Source organism: Kitasatospora hibisci, assembly GCF_043950205.1.
Classification (GTDB): Bacteria; Actinomycetota; Actinomycetes; order Streptomycetales; family Streptomycetaceae; genus Kitasatospora; species Kitasatospora hibisci.
Genome location: NZ_CP171642.1, coordinates 4,592,760 through 4,610,214 on the forward strand (window position 1 = coordinate 4,592,760; position 17,455 = coordinate 4,610,214).

General features: G+C 74.4%; 15 protein-coding genes and 1 pseudogene. 9 read left to right on the top strand and 7 right to left on the bottom strand.

Going from position 1 to position 17,455, the window contains the following annotated elements; genetic code table 11:
* Positions 1 to 16: 16 nt before the first annotated feature.
* Together ACF9IK_RS19855 and tatA are read right to left on the bottom strand one after the other, a co-directional pair.
* On the bottom strand, positions 17 to 562 hold the full coding sequence (locus ACF9IK_RS19855) for a potassium channel family protein (RefSeq protein ID WP_395295524.1): 546 nt from the start codon (positions 560 to 562) through the stop codon (positions 17 to 19).
* A 209-nt stretch (positions 563 to 771) separates the two neighbouring features.
* A complete protein-coding gene (gene tatA / locus ACF9IK_RS19860; RefSeq protein ID WP_395298621.1) occupies positions 772 to 1,071 on the bottom strand; it encodes a Sec-independent protein translocase subunit TatA in 300 nt (99 codons plus the stop codon).
* Between the two features lie 269 nt (positions 1,072 to 1,340).
* Here tatA and ACF9IK_RS19865 point away from each other — a divergent pair, with 269 nt between their 5' ends.
* Positions 1,341 to 2,195, top strand: coding sequence for a DUF3626 domain-containing protein (locus ACF9IK_RS19865; RefSeq protein WP_395295525.1), 855 nt, complete (start codon positions 1,341 to 1,343; stop codon positions 2,193 to 2,195).
* Here ACF9IK_RS19865 and ACF9IK_RS19870 read toward each other — a convergent pair.
* Together ACF9IK_RS19870 and ACF9IK_RS19875 are read right to left on the bottom strand one after the other, a co-directional pair.
* Positions 2,192 to 2,830 carry a class I SAM-dependent methyltransferase gene (locus tag ACF9IK_RS19870; protein WP_395295526.1) on the bottom strand — a complete coding sequence of 213 codons (639 nt, stop codon included), beginning with the start codon at positions 2,828 to 2,830 and terminating at the stop codon, positions 2,192 to 2,194. The two genes, ACF9IK_RS19865 and ACF9IK_RS19870, sit on opposite strands and share 4 nt — an antisense overlap.
* A 148-nt stretch (positions 2,831 to 2,978) precedes the next feature.
* The gene (locus ACF9IK_RS19875) at positions 2,979 to 4,559 is read right to left on the bottom strand and encodes an MFS transporter (protein ID WP_395295527.1); all 1,581 of its coding nucleotides are present in this window, start codon (positions 4,557 to 4,559) and stop codon (positions 2,979 to 2,981) included.
* Between the two features lie 109 nt (positions 4,560 to 4,668).
* On the opposite strand from ACF9IK_RS19875, the gene ACF9IK_RS19880 reads away from it, so the two are divergent.
* Complete coding sequence (locus ACF9IK_RS19880) at positions 4,669 to 5,259, top strand: TetR/AcrR family transcriptional regulator (RefSeq protein WP_395295528.1); 591 nt, start codon at positions 4,669 to 4,671, stop codon at positions 5,257 to 5,259.
* On the opposite strand, the gene ACF9IK_RS19885 is transcribed toward ACF9IK_RS19880, so the two are convergent.
* Positions 5,249 to 5,566: a cupin gene (locus ACF9IK_RS19885; protein WP_395295529.1), complete on the bottom strand. Its 318-nt coding sequence runs from the start codon at positions 5,564 to 5,566 to the stop codon at positions 5,249 to 5,251. The genes ACF9IK_RS19880 and ACF9IK_RS19885 overlap by 11 nt on opposite strands.
* A gap of 127 nt (positions 5,567 to 5,693) precedes the next feature.
* Between ACF9IK_RS19885 and ACF9IK_RS19890 the strand changes: the two genes are divergently transcribed.
* A complete protein-coding gene (locus tag ACF9IK_RS19890; RefSeq protein WP_395295530.1) occupies positions 5,694 to 5,963 on the top strand; it encodes a hypothetical protein in 270 nt (89 codons plus the stop codon).
* Between the two features lie 164 nt (positions 5,964 to 6,127).
* Here the strand turns inward: ACF9IK_RS19890 and ACF9IK_RS19895 are convergent, their stop codons facing one another.
* Positions 6,128 to 7,285: an acyl-CoA dehydrogenase family protein gene (locus ACF9IK_RS19895; protein ID WP_395295531.1), complete on the bottom strand. Its 1,158-nt coding sequence runs from the start codon at positions 7,283 to 7,285 to the stop codon at positions 6,128 to 6,130.
* A gap of 264 nt (positions 7,286 to 7,549) precedes the next feature.
* Here ACF9IK_RS19895 and ACF9IK_RS19900 point away from each other — a divergent pair, with 264 nt between their 5' ends.
* A complete protein-coding gene (locus ACF9IK_RS19900; protein ID WP_395295532.1) occupies positions 7,550 to 8,749 on the top strand; it encodes a TetR/AcrR family transcriptional regulator in 1,200 nt (399 codons plus the stop codon).
* 86 nt (positions 8,750 to 8,835) lie between these two features.
* Here the strand turns inward: ACF9IK_RS19900 and ACF9IK_RS19905 are convergent, their stop codons facing one another.
* A complete protein-coding gene (locus ACF9IK_RS19905) occupies positions 8,836 to 9,156 on the bottom strand; it encodes a hypothetical protein (protein WP_395295533.1) in 321 nt (106 codons plus the stop codon).
* Positions 9,157 to 9,498: 342 nt separating this feature from the next.
* Between ACF9IK_RS19905 and ACF9IK_RS19910 the strand changes: the two genes are divergently transcribed.
* The 5 genes and pseudogenes from ACF9IK_RS19910 (at position 9,499) to ACF9IK_RS19930 (ending at position 17,434) form a co-directional block, all read left to right on the top strand.
* Entirely contained in the window at positions 9,499 to 11,463 is a 1,965-nt protein-coding gene (locus ACF9IK_RS19910) for an ATP-binding protein (protein WP_395295534.1), read from the top strand.
* 104 nt (positions 11,464 to 11,567) lie between these two features.
* A complete protein-coding gene (locus tag ACF9IK_RS19915) occupies positions 11,568 to 13,925 on the top strand; it encodes a hypothetical protein (RefSeq protein WP_395295535.1) in 2,358 nt (785 codons plus the stop codon).
* A 5-nt stretch (positions 13,926 to 13,930) separates the two neighbouring features.
* Positions 13,931 to 14,179 (top strand): annotated as a pseudogene (locus ACF9IK_RS19920) (hypothetical protein); the annotation flags it as partial.
* Between the two features lie 158 nt (positions 14,180 to 14,337).
* Positions 14,338 to 16,236 (top strand): threonine/serine ThrE exporter family protein, encoded by a 1,899-nt coding sequence (locus ACF9IK_RS19925; RefSeq protein WP_395295536.1) that lies wholly within the window; start codon positions 14,338 to 14,340, stop codon positions 16,234 to 16,236.
* A 97-nt stretch (positions 16,237 to 16,333) separates the two neighbouring features.
* The gene (locus ACF9IK_RS19930; protein WP_395295537.1) at positions 16,334 to 17,434 is read left to right on the top strand and encodes a hypothetical protein; all 1,101 of its coding nucleotides are present in this window, start codon (positions 16,334 to 16,336) and stop codon (positions 17,432 to 17,434) included.
* The last annotated feature ends 21 nt before the right edge of the window (positions 17,435 to 17,455 follow it).

Sequence of the window (17,455 nt, forward strand, 5' to 3'; positions counted from 1 at the left end):
GCCGGTGGCGGACGGCCTAGCCGTCCCCGGGGTGCCGCCGCCGGGCACGGCTCTCCACCCCGGTGCGGATCTGGCGGCTCAGCACCCCGGCGGCGGCCGCCAGGAAGACGAAGTTGTACGCGATCTGCAGCATCACCACCAGCCGCGGCGCCTGCCCCGCCGGGGTGATGTCGCCGTACCCGACCGTGGACATGGTCACGATGGTGAAGTAGAGCGCGTCGAGTCGGCTCTCCAGGCCGACGAACTCGTCCGGCCTCGCGCTGAGCACGTAGTAGGTGGCGGCGAAGATGGTCATCGCGAGGCAGATCAGGAAGACCAGCCAGACCCCCGGGTGACGACCGGTGCCGCGCACCACGTCGCTCATCCGTGCCATCAGCAGTGCGCTCAGCACGACCAGCGCGGCCGTGAAGACCGTCCAGCTGAGGAGCGGGCGGTCCGCGCCGAGGCGGCGCAGCGGGATGGTGAAGTACACGACCATCAGCAGCGTGAACGAACCCAGGAGCAGGAGCCAGGCCCGCTTGTCGATCCGGGTCCGGGACGGCGGCGGCTGATTCGAGGACATCCCGCCCAGGTTGGGGCCGTCGGGCGGCGGCCGCCCGACGGGCTGGTCCGTCCGGCGGAGCCGCCCGCCCCGCGTCCGGGCCCGCGGGGCGGTCGACGCCGGGCTGACCGCCCATCAGGGCGGTCCGGGGAACGGGCCCGAGCGGCGTGGACGGCCCGGAGTGCGACGGAGCCCCCCGCTGCCCGGCAGCGGGGGGCTCCGTCGAGGGCTCAGGCCGTGGTGGCGGACCGGGGGGTCTCCGTGGCCTTGGTCACAGTGGTCGGCGTCACGGCCTGGCGGGCCTGGTCGGCGGCGGGCTGCTGGGGCGCGGCAGTGGCCTGCGCGGCGCCCTGGGCGGCGTCGGCGGCGGGGGCCTCGTCCTCGCGCAGGGCCTTCGTCTCGGCCTTGAGGATGCGCATGGACTTGCCGAGGCCGCGGGCCATCTCCGGCAGCTTCTTCGATCCGAACAGCAGGACAACGACAGCCAGCACCACCAGGAGGTGCCAGGGCTCAAGACCGTTCCGCAGCATCCTGGCCACCGGTCCCTTCTTGTCTAGAGTCACAGGAGGGCAAAGCGCCCGACCCGGCCAGTATGCCTGGCCCCGGCGGCGAACGTATACACCGGCCGGGAAACGCTGGTCAAAAACCAGATGTTGCCGGGGCGGACGGCCGGTAGTGGTGTAGACCACATGTGCCGTGCGCCCCGGTCCGGTCCGTCGGGGGCGGGGTGTGTCCGGTCCGGACGGTCACCGGCGGAAAACGGGTGCGGAGCCGGGCCCCGCTCCGCGACACTGCGGTGATGAGCATCGACACGTCCCGGGCCCCGCAGGAACACGCCCTGCAACACGTCGCCGCGCTGTCCTCCGGTCCGCCGCTGGCCCCCGGCCTGCAGGTCACCCTCAACTTCCACCCCGACCGGGAGTCCGGCGGCCGGTCGATCCTGGAGTCGCTCGCCGCCGACGGCGTCTACCGCTCCCAGTTCGTCACCGGCACCAGCAACGGCGGCCTCACCGCCCACCCCGGCGGCGACCGCTGGCGCTGGGAGAGCCGCATCTTCGGCGGCGCGTACGACGGGGCGCCGGCGGATGAACGCCCGGTGTACGGGGCGCTCGACTACCGCCGCAGGCCGCTCGGCGGCGCCCCGCGTTTCGGGTCCGCGTTCTTCCGGCTGGCCGTGCCCGTCCTCGACCGGACCACGTTCTGCTATCCGGACAGCTTCCTGGAGCCCTCGGACTTCGGGGTCGCCGAGCGGATGGCGCTGATCGAGGTCGCCGAGGCAGACGTGGCGGCGGACGCCCTGGACGACTACATCGAGGCCCAGGTGCACGGCCCGGTCCGGCTGGACCGGGACGTCGAGGCGCTGGTGCTCGACCCGAGCCACCGCGGCACCCCGGTCGAGGAGCAGGCCCGCCGGCTGCCCTGCCCGGTCGAGTGGCACTCCGGCGTGCGGCTCTCCGTCGAGGAGTTGCGCCGTCACCCGGACTACCGCGGGCCCGAGTACGTCGCGCTGGGCGAGGCGGTCGCCGAGGCCGGGCGGCTGGACCCGCGCATCCTCGGCGACGCCGCCCGCCGCGGTCGCCACGACCCCCAGGACCTCAAGCGGGTCTGGCACTGCCTCGCCCGCTTCGGGTCGCCTGCGGAGGACGGGGTCTAAGGTCGCCGGGCCAGCAGGTAGCCGCGGTGGGTCTCCGCCTCGTGCGGGCGGGGTGCCCGCTGCATGCGGGCCTCCACCGTGAATCCGGCCTCCGCCAGCTGCCCGGCGACGGCGTCCTGGTCCAGGAAGTGGAAGTCGACGTCCACCGCGTGGCCCCACCACTCCTCCAGCCGGCGCACCTCGGCGCCGAGGTGGAAGGAGACCAGCAGGACGCCGCCGGGCCGGAGCACCCGCCGCATCTCCGCGAAGGCGGGCTTCAGCTCGTGCGGTTCGAGGTGGATCACCGAGTAGAGCGCCACCGCGGCGGCGAACTCGCCGTCCGCGGCCGGCAGGCGCAGCAGGTCCCCCTCCCGGAACTCGACCGCGGGGTGCTCCCGCCGGGCGACCGCCACCATGCCCGGCGACAGGTCGATCCCGACCACCTCCGCCCCGTGCTCCGCCAGCCACGCCGCCACGTGACCGGGACCGCAGCCGAGGTCCGCCACCGGACCGCCCGCGGCCTCCTCCAGTACCGCCCCGAGCAGCGCCCGGTCCACCGGCTTGTCCGCCAGCTCGTCCCCGATCCGCTCCCGGTAGTCCTCCGCGACGGTGTCGTAACTCGTCCTAGCCCGAACGTGGTTGATGTTGTCGTCCATGGCGGCAGGGTGCCATGCGGCAGCCGTCCGCCGCTCGCGTGTTTTCGATCCGTGGCCGACCGCGCCGACGGGAGGGGCGAGAGCCCCCACCCGGTTGCCGGACAGGGGCTCGTGATGCCGCGCAGGTGAGCGGGGCCCGGGCCCGGGGTCAACCGGCGGCCGGTTCGGTGGCGGCCGGTTCGGTGGCGGCCGGCTCGGTGACGGTCGGCTCGACGGTGCGGGCCGGGAGGTGGGACATCAGGCGGTGGGCGAGGCCGGCGGCGCCGAGGGTGAAGACCAGCCCGACCACCGCGGCGACGTGCAGGCCGTCGGTGAAGGCGGTGCGGGCGGTCTCCAGCAGCTCGGCGCCGAGCCGGCCGGGCAGCTGGGCGGCGACGGCGACCGCGCCGCCCAGGGTGTCCTGCGCGGTGCGGGCGAGCTCGCCGTCCACGCCCTGCGGGAGGCCGCCGTCCAGCTGCGAGCGGTAGACGGCCGCGCCGGCCGCCCCCAGCAGGGCGATGCCGAGCGAGCTGCCGAGCTCGACCGCGGTCTCCGAGGTGGCCGAGGCGGCCCCGGCCCGCTCGGCCGGGGCGGAGGAGACCACCAGCTCCGCGGTCAGCGTCATGGTGCCGACCGTGCCGGCGGCCAGCACGCCCGCCGCAGTGAGCACGAGGGCGAGCGGGGAGTGGGCTCCGACCCGGGTCATCATCGCGAAGCCGGTCGCGCCGACCAGGAAACCGCCGGCCATCATCACCGCCGGGCGGACCTTCCCGGCGAGCGCCGATCCGGCACCGACCGCCGCGAACACGCCGACGCTCGGCACGAGCGCCCAGAGCGAGGCGGTCAGCGGGCTCATGCCCTTGACCAGCTGCAGGTACTGCGAGGTGAAGAGGGTGAAGCCCATCATCGCGAACATCGCCACCGTGTTGACGCTGATCGCCCCGCTGAAGGCGCGGATCCGGAAGAGGGAGAGGTCCAGCAGCGGTGCGGCGGCGGTGCGCTGGCGCAGGACGAAGGCCCCGGCGAAGAACAGGCCGACCGGGAGGGCGAGCCCGGCGAGCAGGCTCCAGCCGTTCACCGAGAGCGTCTTGACGCCGTAGACCAGCGGCAGGATCGCGGCCAGCGAGAGGCCGGCGCCGAGCAGGTCGAAGCCGCCGCGCCGCGGAGAGCGGTACTCGGGGAGCAGCACCGGGGCGGCGAGCAGGACCAGCGCCATCACCGGGACGGCGAGCAGGAAGACCGAGCCCCACCAGAAGTGGTCCAGCAGCAGGCCGCCGGCGACCGGGCCGAGGCTGGCGCCGGCGGTGAGGGCGCCTCCCCACGCGCCGAGGGCGGCCTGGCGCTGCCTGGGGTCGTGGAACATGTTGCGGATCAGCGCGAGCGTCGAGGGCATCACGGTGGCCCCGGCGGCGCCCAGCACCGCGCGGGCGGCGATCAGCTGCCCGGGGCCGTCCGCGTAGGCGGCCAGCAGGGAGGCACCGATGAAGCCGGCGGCACCGGTCATCAGCAGCTTCCGACGGCCGATCCGGTCACCCAGAGCGCCCATCGTGATGAGCAGGCCCGCCAGTAGGAACGAGTAGACGTCCATGATCCACAGTTGCTGGGTGCCGCTGGGCGCCAGCGTGGTGGAGATGAACGGGACGGCGAAGAAGAGCACGCCCATGTCCATGGAGAGGACGAGGGTCGGGAGCAGGAGGACGACCAGGCCGGTCCATTCGCGACGGCCTGCGCGGCCGGTGGTTGCGGTCATGGCGAAGACGGTACGGAGGTGTAAGACGTTTGTCTAGCACGTTCGTCTAAATCGTGAGTGTGAGACGTAAGTGCAAGACATTTGTCCAGTTCTTCCGTAGGATCACGGCATGGGAAATCGCGAAGACCTGATGTCCGGCGCCAAGCGCTGCCTCTACGAGAAGGGCTACGGGCGCACCACGGCTCGTGACATCGCCACCGCATCGGGCGTCAGCCTGGCCGCGATCGGCTACCACTTCGGCTCCAAGGAGGCGCTGCTCAACGCGGCGATGATCGAGGCCATCGGGGAGATGGGGGAGTCCCTCGCCCGGGTGGTCTCCGCCGCGAACCAGGCGTCCGGGGAGCCGGAGGAGCGGTTCGTCGCCGTGTGGGAGGGTCTCAAGGGCGTGTTCGTCGAGCACCGGGGCCTCTGGGCCGCCCAGTTCGAGGCGATCACGCAGGTCGCGCACGCACCGGAGCTGGCCCAGGCCTTCGCCGAGGCGCAGAAGGAGGGGCGCCTCGGCCTCGCCGCGCTGTTCCAGGGGCTGCCCGAGGTGCCGGACACCGAGGAGGAGGTCGCCCGCGGCATGTTCTACCAGGCACTGATGGTCGGCTTCGCCGCGCAGTGGCTGGCGGCACCCGAACTTGCGCCCAGCGGGCAGGAGTTCCTGCGGGGGCTGCGGCTGGTCAGCGACGGAGTGCTGAGGCCCGCTACGCGGTGACCGCCGTCAGCAGCACCACCGAGTCGACGTGGGCCAGCAGCCCGTGCCGCTCCTGGGGGACGGGGTGCAGCTGGCCCGCCGAGAGCTCCTGGAGGTGCCCGGCGACGGTGAGCGCCACCCGGCCGCGCAGCACCAGGAGGGAGGCGGCGGCCGGGGCGTTGTGCTCGTCCAACGAGGTGCCCGCGGTCAGCGCGATCACGGTCTGCCGCAGGACGCCGTCGTGCAGCACCAGGTGGGCGCTTCGCCCGTGCGGGCTCTCGGCGGCCAGGGCCGCGTGCTCCACGGCGAGCTGTTCGAGATCGACCATCGCGTGCCCTCCTCGGCCTGCCGGGCCGTCGCGGCGGCCCCTCCGGCCAGCGTCCCGGACGTACCCGGGTCGCGCACCCGGAGTCGCTCGGCGTGCGGTGGCCGCCGACTGCACCGATGGTGGATGCATGGCGACCAACCAGAATTTCTTCAGCGGGTTCCAGGTCAATCGATCGCTGCTGGCCGGTGGCGCGGTCCTCACGGGCGTCGGCGCGGTGCTCGGGATGGCCGGTGCGGCGATGGTGTGTGCGGCGCTGGCCACGGCCGGCCGCAGTTGGGTGCGGAGCATGGACATGCCTCCGACGAAGGCCGTGGCCCAGCGGGCACTGCACGAGGCGAAGGTGGCCTCGGCCGCCGGCTGGGAGGCCTGGCGGACCGAGCACGCCTCGCCGAACTGACCGGGCCGCGACGGGCCGCCGTGGGGGTGCGGCCCGCCGCGCCCGGAGTCATGGAGGTGCGCACCGGAGACCCGGTGCGCATCCCGGCTGCTGCGGCCTCGTTCGGCCGCCGGCCCCGGCCCGGCCCGCCGGCCCCGGCCCGGCCCGGCAGTCCCGCCCTGGCCCTACAGCCCGAGCGACTTGGCGACGATGCTGCGCATCACCTCGCTGGTGCCGCCGTAGATCCGGAACACCCGGTTGTCGGTGTAGAGGCGGGCGATCGGGTACTCCAGGATGTAGCCGTACCCGCCGTGCAGCTGCAGGCACTTGTCGATCACGCCGGACGCCGACTCGGTGCAGAACAGCTTCACCGCCGCCGCGTCCGCGACGGTCAGCCCGCCGTGCTGGTACAGCTCCAGCGCCCGGTCGACCATCGACTGCTGGGCGACCACCTGGGCCTCGCAGTCGGCCAGCGTGAACTTGGTGTTCTGGAACTCGGCCACCGCCTGGCCGAAGACCTTGCGTTCCTTGACGTACTGGACCGCGAACCGGACCGCCGCGGCCGAGGCAGCGTAGGCGCCGACCGCGATCGCGAGCCGTTCCTGCACCAGGTTGTGGGTCAGGTAGGTGAAGGCCCGGCCCTCCTCGCCGAGCAGGTTCTCCACCGGCACCTTGACGTCGCTGAACGCGAGTTCGGCGGTGTCCGAGGTGCGCAGGCCGATCTTCTGCAGCTTGCGGCCGACGCTGTAGCCGTCCGACGCGGTGTCCACGCAGAGGATGGAGAGGCCGGCCCGGCGGTTCTGCGGGTCGTACGGGGAGGTCCGGCAGACCACCAGGACCAGGTCGGCGAGCACGCCGCCGGTGATGAAGGTCTTGGCGCCGTTGAGGACGTAATGGGTGCCGTCCTCGGAGAGCCGTGCGGTGGTGGAGATGCCCGCGAGGTCGGAGCCGGCGCCCGGCTCGGTCATCGCGATGGCGGTCATGATGTCGCCGGAGACGAACCCGGGCAGCCAGCGGCGCTTCTGCTCCTCGGTCGCGTACTCCAGCAGGTACGGCAGCACCAGGCCGGTGTGCACGCCGGAGGAGCCGAAGGAGACGCCCGCGCGGGCGGTCTCCTCGGCGATGACCGCCTGGTACTTGAAGCCGCTCTCGCCGGCGCCGCCGTACTCCTCCGGCACCTCGATGCCGTAGACGCCGAGCTCGCCGAGCTTGCGGTAGAAGTCGCGCGGCGGGTGGCCGTCGGCCTCCCAGCTCTCGTAGACCGGGACGACCTCGCGGGCGATGAAGTCCCGGATGGTCTCCCGGAACGCCTCGTGGTCCTCGGTGAAGACGGTGCGGCGCACGGTGGCGCTCCCTTCGGTGGGGCCGGGCGGGCCGGGCCGGCCCGGGCTGAAGCGGGGTTCGGCCAGGTGATCGCCCCACAAGTTAATCCCGGGTAGCTTCCACTGTCCAGGGTCGGCGGGGGTGCGTCCGGGCCCGCGATCCGGCCCGGGGGCGCTCCCTCGGGCCTCGGCCCGGCCGGTGCTCGGCCGGTGCTCGGCCGCGAGTGAATCGTTGCTAGCCTACGGTCGGCAGATCGGACGGGACGGGAACGAGGGAGCGCCGGCATGGTGGTACGGCGGCCGCCCGCACGGTCCAGGCAGGCACAGATCCTCGTCGTGGCCGCCGACCGGTTCCACCGCGTCGGGTACCACCAGGTCTCGATGACGGACGTCGCCGCCGGGGTCGGCGTCACCGCCCCCGCCCTCTACCGGCACTTCCGCGGCAAGCCGGAACTCCTCGACCGGGCCGTCCGGGTGGGCCTGGACGAGCTGGCCGCGGGGCTTCGCGCCGCCGACTCCACGGCCGCCGTGGGGGCGGCGCTGGCCGCCGTCGCGGTCGGACACCGGTCGCTCGGCACGCTGGTTCAGCGCGACGCCCGGCTGCTGCCGCCGGACCGGCGGGCCGCGCTCCGCCGCGAGCTGCGCGCGGACGCGGCGCTGATGGCCGGTGCGCTCCGCGCCGAGCGGCCCGAACTGGCCCGTCCGGACGCCGGGTTGCTCTGCTGGTCGGCGCTCTCCGCCTGCGCCGGCCTGTCCTACCAGTCGGCCGCTCCGCAGCCGCGCCGGGCCGAGCGGCTGCTCGGCGAGCTGGTCGCGGCGGTGTTCGCGGTCTCCCTGGACGGCACCCGGACCGATCCCGAACCGGCCGTCGTGGCGGCCGTGGTGACCCCGCAGCCGCGCCGGGAGGAGCTGCTCGCGGCGGCGGTGCGGCTCTTCCACCGGCGCGGGTTCGACAACGTCAGCACCGACCAACTCGGCGCCGCCGTGGGCATTTCCGGCCCCAGCGTGTACCGGCACTTCGAGAGCAAGCAGCAGCTGCTGGCCGCCTCGCTGGTGCGCAGCCGGGAGCGGCTCTGGCACGAGGTGGAGGGAGCGATCGCCGCCGCGGCCGGGCCGTCGGCGGCGCTGGAGGCCGGTCTGGCGGCCTACGTGGGCTTCGCCCGGCGCAACAGCGACTACCTGGGCGCGATGCTGAGCGAGACCGAACGGCTGGCCGCACCGGACCGCCGTGCCGCGGTGGACTTCCGGCGCGACTTCCTGCGGACCTGGGTCGAGCTGCTCCGCCTGGTCCGGCCGGAGTACGACGCGGTGGAGGCCCGGATCCGGGTGCACGCGCTGTTCGCGCTGGTCAACGACGGGGTGCGGAACCGGCCGTACAGCACCCGGCCGGACCTCGGCGACTGCCTGCGGCGGATCGGCCGGGCCGTCCTGGGGGTGGCGGCCGGGCAGGCCCCCGTCCGGCAGCGGGGTGGCGCCCGCCCGTGAACGGCGGGGGCCGGGTGCCCGCCCCGCGCTGGTGGGGCGGGCACCCGGCCCGGACGGCTCTCGGAGGAGGCTGTCGCCGGAACCGGCTAGCTCATGACCGGGTAGAAGACGTCGGCCGCGAGGTTGCCGTTGCCCTGCAGGGCGCCGATGTCGCCCGCGTTGCCGGTCACGGCCAGGCCGTTGTTCTGGTTGCCGGAGCCGGAGCCGGTGGCGGTCTGCTGGGTGTTGACCACGTTTCCGACGACTCCGCCGATCACGTTGTTGGAGCCGGTGTTGCTCACCACGCTGCTGTCGGAGAGGTGGTCGGCTCCGGCGCCGTTGTCGGCGTGGGCGGTGGCGGCACCGACGCCGACGAGGAGGAGGGCTCCGAGGGCGGTGACGGCGGCGGCTGCGCGGATACGGGACACGCTGGTCTCCCTGAAGGTGGAGTGCGAATGGTGGCGCGGTCCGGAGTGGCCGCTCCGGAGCGCCGTTGCCTGACGTCGCCCGACCAGCATTCACCAGCACCGTGGACGAACTCCACCGAATGGGTGGCAATTCCCCCGATGGAGTCATGAATACGGTATGTCCGATCTGCCGGATGTGGCCGTCCGGGGCCCCGTTCAGCGTCAAGTCCCTTTTGAAGGGCAATCGTTGGTGAACTGCCCGGGGCCGTTCGAAGGACCGTGGCTGTCAATGTGGGGTTGACCGAACCCCCCTGGTCAGAAAGAAATGGTCGCCGGATAGTCGCACTGGCACACTGGGGACCCATGTCTGAAGGTCTCCCGCCCGAGTCCGTGCCCGCCGAGGATCTGCGTACGACCGAGGTCGATCTCGGCGGACTGGTGAACGTCCTCGCCACCCACCTCTACTCCACCCCGCTGGTCGCCCTGCGGGAGCTGGTCCAGAACGCCCACGACTCGCACACCCGGCGCCTGTTGGAGGACCCGGACGGCGACCACCGCCCGCTGATCCGGGTCCGGGCCGACGGCGCCCGGCGCACCGTCGCCATCGAGGACACCGGCGCGGGCCTGACCGAGCCGGAGATCCACGCCTACCTCGCCACCGTCGGCACCGGCTACACCCGCATGCTGCGCGAACTCACCGGCAGCCAGGAGCTGATCGGCGCCTTCGGACTCGGCTTCCTCTCCGCCTTCTCGGTCGCCGACGAGGTCACCGTCACCACCACCTCGCACCGCGAGCCGGGCGCCGGCCACCGCTACCGCAGCCGCGGCGGCGAGCAGTACGGCGTCGAGCCGGCCGCCGCCCGGCCCGGCGGCGGCACCGTGGTCGAGCTGGCCCTGAAGACCGAGCACGCCCACCTCGCCGACGAGGACGCGCTGCGGGAGGTGCTCGGACGGTACTGCGTGCTGCTGCCGATCCCGGTCTTCGTCGGCGACGACGAGCAGCCGGTCAACGCCGTCCCGGTGCCCTGGCGGCAGGCGCTCGGCGGCGACCCGTACGCCGCCCGGATGCGCTTCGCGGCCGCCTTCGGCCGCCGCTTCGAGCCGCTCACCGCCTTCCCGGTGGCGCCGGTCGAGGGCGGCGCCCAGGGCGGTGGCAGCGACGCGGTCGGCCTGCTCTGGGTCCAGGACGGCGCGACCTACGGCAGCAGCGACAACCGCGACCTGGCCGTCTACCTGCGCGGCATGCTGCTCGCCGAGGACGCCCGTGACCTGCTGCCCAGTTGGGCCGGGTTCATCGGCGGCGTGGTCGAGTCCAACCGGCTCACCCCCACCGCCAGCCGCGAGGACCTCCAGCGCGACGAGCACTACCGCGCGCTCCAGCGGCAGCTCGCCGACGCCGTGGTCGAGGGGCTCTACGAGACCGCCCGACTGCGGCCCGCCGTCTGGCGGCGCATCCTGGCCCGGCACGGCCAGGACCTGCTCGGCGCCGCGCTCTGCGACGACCGCCTGTTCACCCTGCTCGCCGACGACGTCCCGGTGCCCACCTCGCAGGGCGACCTGACCGCGGGGGCGCTGCGCGCGGCCGGCACGGGCGCGGTGCACGTCGCGCTCGGCAGCGGCGGCGGGTTCGAGGAGATGCTCTACCGGGCGATGCAGGTGCCGATCGCCCGCGGCGACCGCTACGCCGTCCTGCCGTTCCTGCGCCGCTACGCGCAGCTGCGCGGCTGCCGGATCGTCGAGCTGGGCAGCGAGAGCGGCAACCGCGAGCTGTTCCGCGATCCGGAGCGCCCGCTGCCCGCGCAGGAGTACGCCTGGCTGGCCGGCGCGCTGGCCGACCCGGGCGAGCAGCTCGTCCCGGCCCGGTTCGACCCGCCCGGCCTTCCGCTGGTGCTGGTCCCCGACCGCGAGGCCGAGCTGAAGGCCCGGATCGAGGACGACCAGGCGGACGCCCGGATTCCGTCCGCCGCGCTGCGACTGGCCAGGTCGTTCACCGCCCGCACGGACGGCGAGGTGAAGGCGCGGCTCTACCTGAACCTGTCCTGTCCGGCCGTCCGGGACCTGCTGACCGCCTACCGGGCGGGACACACCGGCAGCGCCACCGCCGCCGGGCTGCTCCGCTCGATCAAGGTCGTCATGGCGGCGGCCTCGGCGGGTGCCTCCGGCGGCGACCTCACCACCGCCCTGGCCGGCATCGGCACCGCGGTCTCCGCGCTCACCGCGGCCGTCCCGGCCGGTCTGGACGCGGTCCCGGACAGCCCGGACGGGCTCGACGGGCTCGACGAGTTCAAGGGACCCGACGGGTCCGGTGGCCGCGGCGCGGGGGCCTGAGCGATGACCCCGCCGACGGCCGACGGACCGAACGGACTGTCAGCGGTCCTTGTCACACTGACCACCAGCACAGCGCACGACCCGCAGGGGGAGACGGAAACGGTATGAGCACCGACATCTGGGCCTGGGTGCACGACGCCCACCAGCAGCTGGCCGAGGCCGGCCACCGGCGGCTGGCCGACGCCATCTACGAGCTCCCCGGCCACGCCAACGAAGGGCGCAACGAGCAGCTCGACGCCGTCTACCCGGAGGCGGTCGCCGCCGCCCGGGCGCTCGGCCTGCCGTGGGTCGAGGTCTACCTGCGGCACTGGCGGATGCAGAACCTGCTGAACCGGCGCCACCAGGGCGAGCAGGCGCTGCCCGAGGCGGTCGACCTGCTGGAGTTCGCGCACCGCGAGGAGACCGCCGGCTGTCCGCAGTCGGTCTGCGTGGTGCAGGACTTCGCGATCTGCCACGCCCGGGTCGACGGCCCCGGATACGTCCCGGAGCGGCTCGCGGTGCTGAGCGAGACGCTGGAGCGGATCGAGCCCGCCCGGGCCTGCTTCGACTGCCTCTCCCGGGAGTACTCGGACGCGCTGGAGGACGACGGACGCCCGGCAGAGGCGCTCGCCCACCTGGACACCGCGGCGGCCCGGATCCGGTCGGCCGGCGAGCAGCTCTCGCTGCACTTCCACCACTCCCGGGCCGGCACGCTGCACCTGCTCGGCCGGCACGAGGAGGTGCTGGCCCTGCTGGACACCGCCGAACAGGCCGAGCGGGCCCGGGGCCGGGAGATCGACGAGAGCGACCGGCGCTGGGGCGCCCTGCTGCGGTCCCGCGCGCTCGCCTCGCTGGGCCGCACCGAGGAGGCGCTCGCCCTGCTGCCGGACCTGGCCGAGGCCGAGCGGCACGCCGACCTGCGGGCGGCCTGGACCACGACGGTCGAGCTGCTGGTCGCGGCGGGCGCCCGGGAGAACGACGCCGAGCTGGGCGCGGCGCTGGCCGGCTGGGTCGGTTACCTGGACGGCACCGGCTCGCACCGCCCCTGCGTCGACCTGCTGCTGGCCGCCGGGCGGCTGGCGCTGGCCCGCGGGGCCCGGACGATCGCGCTGACCCTGGCCGCCACCGGCGGGCGCAAGCTGGCCGACCTGCGCCGCACCGAGGGCGTCGCCGAGCAGGTGGCGGCGCTGCGCGCGGCCGCCGAGGCGCTGCCCGCCCCGGAGCTGCCCGTCCCGCCGGCCGAGCTGCCGGCGTACCTCGCCGAGACGGGCGTTCCCTTCGAGACCGGCGCCGACCTGCTCTCCGTCGCCCTGGACCGGTACCGGGGTGAGCCGTCCGGCGCCACCGTACTGGCGCTGAACCTGGCCGGGGTGCTGGGCGGCCTCGGCCACGCCCGGGCCGCCGCCGACCTGCTCTGGGCGCGGCTGGACGCCGATCCGGGCAGCGAGGACCTGGTCGGCATGCTGGGCGGTGTCCTGATCGAGGCCGGGGACGCCGAGGGCGTCGGCCGGCTGGCCGACCGGCTCGCCGTGAGCAGTCCCTCCGACGCCCACTGGGTCCGGGCCCGCTGGGCCGCCGCCCGGTCCCGCTGGGCCGAGGCGGTCGAGCACTGCGAGGCGATCCTGGCCGAGCAGCCGGACCGGATCAACACCCGCCGGCTGGCCGGCGGCGCCGCCACCGAGCTCGGCGACCACGCCGCCGCGCAGCGGTTCTACCAGGAGATCCTGGTGCACGCGCTGCCGCCCGAGGAAGCCCCGGAGGCCGAGGCGCACCGAACGGTCCGGGAGCCCGACCTCTGGCACCTGATCACCGCGGCCACCGCCAACCGGGACTGGGCCGTGGTGCGCTCCACCGGCGCCCGGCTCGGCATCGAGTTCGACGAGGCCGAGGGGCCGGTGGACGAGGAGTGGCAGCTGGTCACCGTCCGGGCCACCCGCACCAACGGTGCCACCGCGGACCTCCCGGCCGTCCGGACCGGCCCGGCCACCGCCCGCATCCTTCCGGTGCTCGGCGACGATCTGACGCTCAACCACGGCGACGTGGTGGTCTTCGCCCCGGCGCTGCTGGAGGAGCCGCCGGCCGGGGACGCTCCTGAGGAGGAGCGCCGGCGCTGGCGCCCGGTGTTCGGGCTGCTGACCCTGCTCGACCCGGCCGGCTACACCACCTACTGGATCGACGGCGCCTGGCCGGGCGACGACGCCTGGGCCGGGTTCCGCGAGGAGCTGAGCCGGATCGGCTACGGGGTGTGGGCGTACAGCGGGGAGCAGTACAGCATCACCGACCCGGCCGAGGAGGACGGCGTCCTGCCCGGTGTCTACGCCGCGCTGGGGGTGCCGCCCACCGCCTCGGCGGCCGAGGCGGACGCGCTGCTGCACCGGCTGACCGGCTCCTGGACGCACCCGCTGGCCTGGCCCGATCTGGCCGAGGCGGCGGGCGCGGACACCGCCCGGCACAAGGGGATCGTCGAGCGGTACGGGCTGTAGCGGCGCTGGCGGCGGCTCCGGAGCGGCTCGGCAGCGGCCGCTCCGGGCCCGGGGCCGGCCTCGCCCTCGGCCCGTCCTGGCTCGATCCGACGCACCTGATCTCCACCTTCGGGCTGCTCGGCATCCCGGCCGTCGTCTTTGCCGAGTCCGGCCTGCTGATCGGCTTCTTCCTCCCCGGGGACTCGCTGCTCTTCACCACCGGCCTGCTGGTGGCCGGCGGCACCTACCTGCACCAGCCGCTCCGGCTGGTCTGCGCCCCGGCCGCCGGCCGCCACCGCGCCGGGTAGGCGCCCGCCGGCGCCGCCGCCCGCCGCGGCGTACATGTGCATCGGGCTGTTCGATCAGGCAAGGTGTAAGCGGAATCGAACGGTGACCGGGAGCCCGGCGCCATCAGGGGCGGCAAGGAGCGGAAGTGCCGAAGCGGGGCCGACCGGGCGGAGGCAGGCGGGCCAGGGGCGGCCGGGGGGAGCGGCGGAACGGGCCGGCGCCGCAGGCACCGTCGGTCCACCCCTCCGACGCGCCGCCCACCGAGGGCCTGCTCGGCCACCCCGCGCCGGCCGCCGAGCCCGCCACGGTGATCCCGTTCGCGCCGCCCGTCCCGGAGACCAGGGGTCTGCTGGCGCCGGAGCACGAGGAGGACGACGCCCTGGCGCCGTCCGCGACTGCCGGGACCGCGGAGACCGCCGGGACCGCGCCCCTCGACGGCGTGCCCGCCGGGCCGGAGGACGCCGTGGCGGCGGCCGCGGGGGCCGCCCGGGGAGCCGCGACCGCCGCCCCCGAGCAGCGCCGGCGGTCGGTCGCCGAGGACACCCTGACCCCCGAGGAGTGGCAGGCCGCCGGCTACACCCCGCCGCTCGGCGTCCCCGTCCCCACCCTCAAGGCCGGTGCCCCCGGCGAGGCCCCCTGGCCGGACCGGATGCGCACCCTGCTGCGCACCCCGATGTCCGAGCGCCCCGCCTTCGAGCGCACCGCCCGCGACCTCCACCCCTCCGCCGCCCGCAACGTGCCGCGCATCCTCGACCTGACGCTCCGGATCGGCGAGCTGCTGCTGGCCAGCGGCGAGGCCGCCGAGGACGTCGAGGCCGCCATGCTCGGCATCGCCCACGCCTACCGGCTGGACCGCTGCGAGCCGCAGGTCACCTTCACCCTGATCGGCATCTCGCACCAGCCCTCGCTGGTCGAGCCGCCGGTCACCGCGGACCGCGTGGTGCGCCGCCGGACCTCCGACTACACCCGGCTCAACGCGGTGTACGGGCTGGTCGCCGACATCACGGCGGAGAAGGTCACCGTCAACGACGCGTACCGCCGGCTCGCCGTGATCCGCCGCAACCGGCACCCGTACCCGGCCTGGCTGCTCGCACTGAACACCGGCCTGCTGGCCGGCGCGGCCACCTTCCTGGTCGGCGGGCAGATCGACGACAAGGCCTGGCTGGTCTTCGCCAGCGCCTTCATCGCGGCCGCCCTCGGAGACCGGCTGGCCTCGCTGATCGCCCGGCGCGGCCTGCCGGAGTTCTACCAGTTCGTGGCGGCCGCGATGCCCGCGGCGGCCTCCGGCATCATCCTCTCCTTCAACGACTGGGGCCTGCGCGGCTCGGTGGTGATCACGGGTGGGCTGTTCGCGCTGCTCCCCGGGCGCGCCCTGGTCGCCGCCGTCCAGGACGGCCTGACCGGCTTCTACATCACCGCCGCCGCCCGCCTGCTCGAAGTGATCTACCTGGTGGCGGGCATCGTGATCGGCGTGATGCTGATCCTCTACCTCGGGGTCGGCTACAACGCGAAGCTCAAACCGGACGAGAGCCTGGTCGGGGTGAGCTACCCGCCGGTCCAGATGATCGCCGCACTGGTGCTGACGCTGGCCTTCGCGATGCTGCTGCAGACGGACCGCCGCACGCTCGCCCTGGTCACCCTCAACAGCGGCATCGGCTGGTCCAGTTACGGCGTGCTGGTCTACAACGCCGGCATCTCGCCGATCGTCGCCACCGGTGTGGCGGCCGGACTGGTCGGCCTCTTCGGCCAGCTGATGGCCCGCTACCGCAACGGCTCCGCGCTGCCGTACGTCACCGCGGCGATCGGTCCGCTGATGCCCGGTTCGGCGCTGTACCTCGGCATGCTCGCGTTCGCCCAGGGCCACTCCGGCGGCGGGCTGGTCCAGATCACCCGGGCCGCCGCGATCGCCATGGCGCTGGCGATCGGCGTGAACCTCGGGGGAGAGATCGCCCGGCTGTTCATGAAGCTGCCGGCCAGTGCCGAGCTGCCCTCGCCGGCCCCGGCCGTGCCGCGGCGCGCGGCCAAGCGGACCCGCGGCTTCTGAACCGCCGCCGGCCCGGCCGGGAGTCGTTGGACCGGTGTTGGCCTCCGGGCCATGTCGCGTCAGGCAGGACGCAGGACCAGGAACGAAGGTAAGACCCATGACCACACTGCTGGACGGCTATCGCGACCACATCGTCGCCACGCACAAGCAACCGCTGTTCCTGCTGCTGGTCGGGTTCACCACCTCCTTCGTCTTCATCCGGTTCAGCGTGCGGATGATCAGGGCCAAGGTGCGCTGGTGGCCGGGCAACGTCACCCCGGGGGGGCTGCACATCCACCACATGGTGTTCGGCCTGGGCTTCCTGCTGGCCGGCGGCATCGGCGTGTTCGCGACGTACGGCGGCCGGCCCTGGATCGACCTCTTCGGGCTTCTGTTCGGGATCGGCTGCGGCCTGGTGCTGGACGAGTTCGCGCTGATCCTGCACCTCGACGACGTCTACTGGAGCGAGCAGGGCCGCAAGTCGGTGGACGCGGTGATCTTCGGCATCCTCTTCACCGGCCTGCTGCTCATCGGCTACGTGCCGCTCGGCGCGGAGCCCAGCGGGGGGACCAGGTGGGGGCTGGTCACGGTGATCTCGGTGAACGCGGTGGCCATGGTGATCACCCTGCTCAAGGGCAAGATGTGGACCGGCCTGCTCGGCATCATGGTGCCCGGCATCTCCTGGATCGGCGCGATCCGGCTGGCCCGACCGAGCAGTCCCTGGGCGCGCTGGCGGTACGCCACCCGCCCGCGCCGCCGGGCCCGGGCGCTCCGGCGCGAGCGCCGGCTGCACCGGCGTGCGGACCTCGCCCGCACCTGGCTCTTCGACCTGATCGCCGGCGCCCCGGACAAGGTCCCGGTGAACCACCCGGCCGCCCACCGGGTCGCCGAGCGGATGGCCGCCCGGGCCACCGCCCACCTCGACGCACACGCGGCCCGAGCCCTGGCCCGGCGCTCCGCGCGGCTGGCCGACCGCCGCTCCGCGGCCGCCTCCGGGGCGGGCTCCGCCCCGGAGGCCGGCCGCCACGGGTACCCGTCGGGGCCGGCCGGGCCCGCTGCGGCGGGACGCGAGCCCGGCGCCAGGGGGCAGGCCCAGCAGCGCCGGCGGACCGTCCGGGCCGGCCGCAGCCGCAGCTACGCCGCCCGCCCGACCGGCCTGGAGCCCCGGCCCGACCGTCACCCCCACCTCCGGACGCACACCCGCAGGATCCGGCGGTAGTCCGGATGCCCGGTGCGTCCG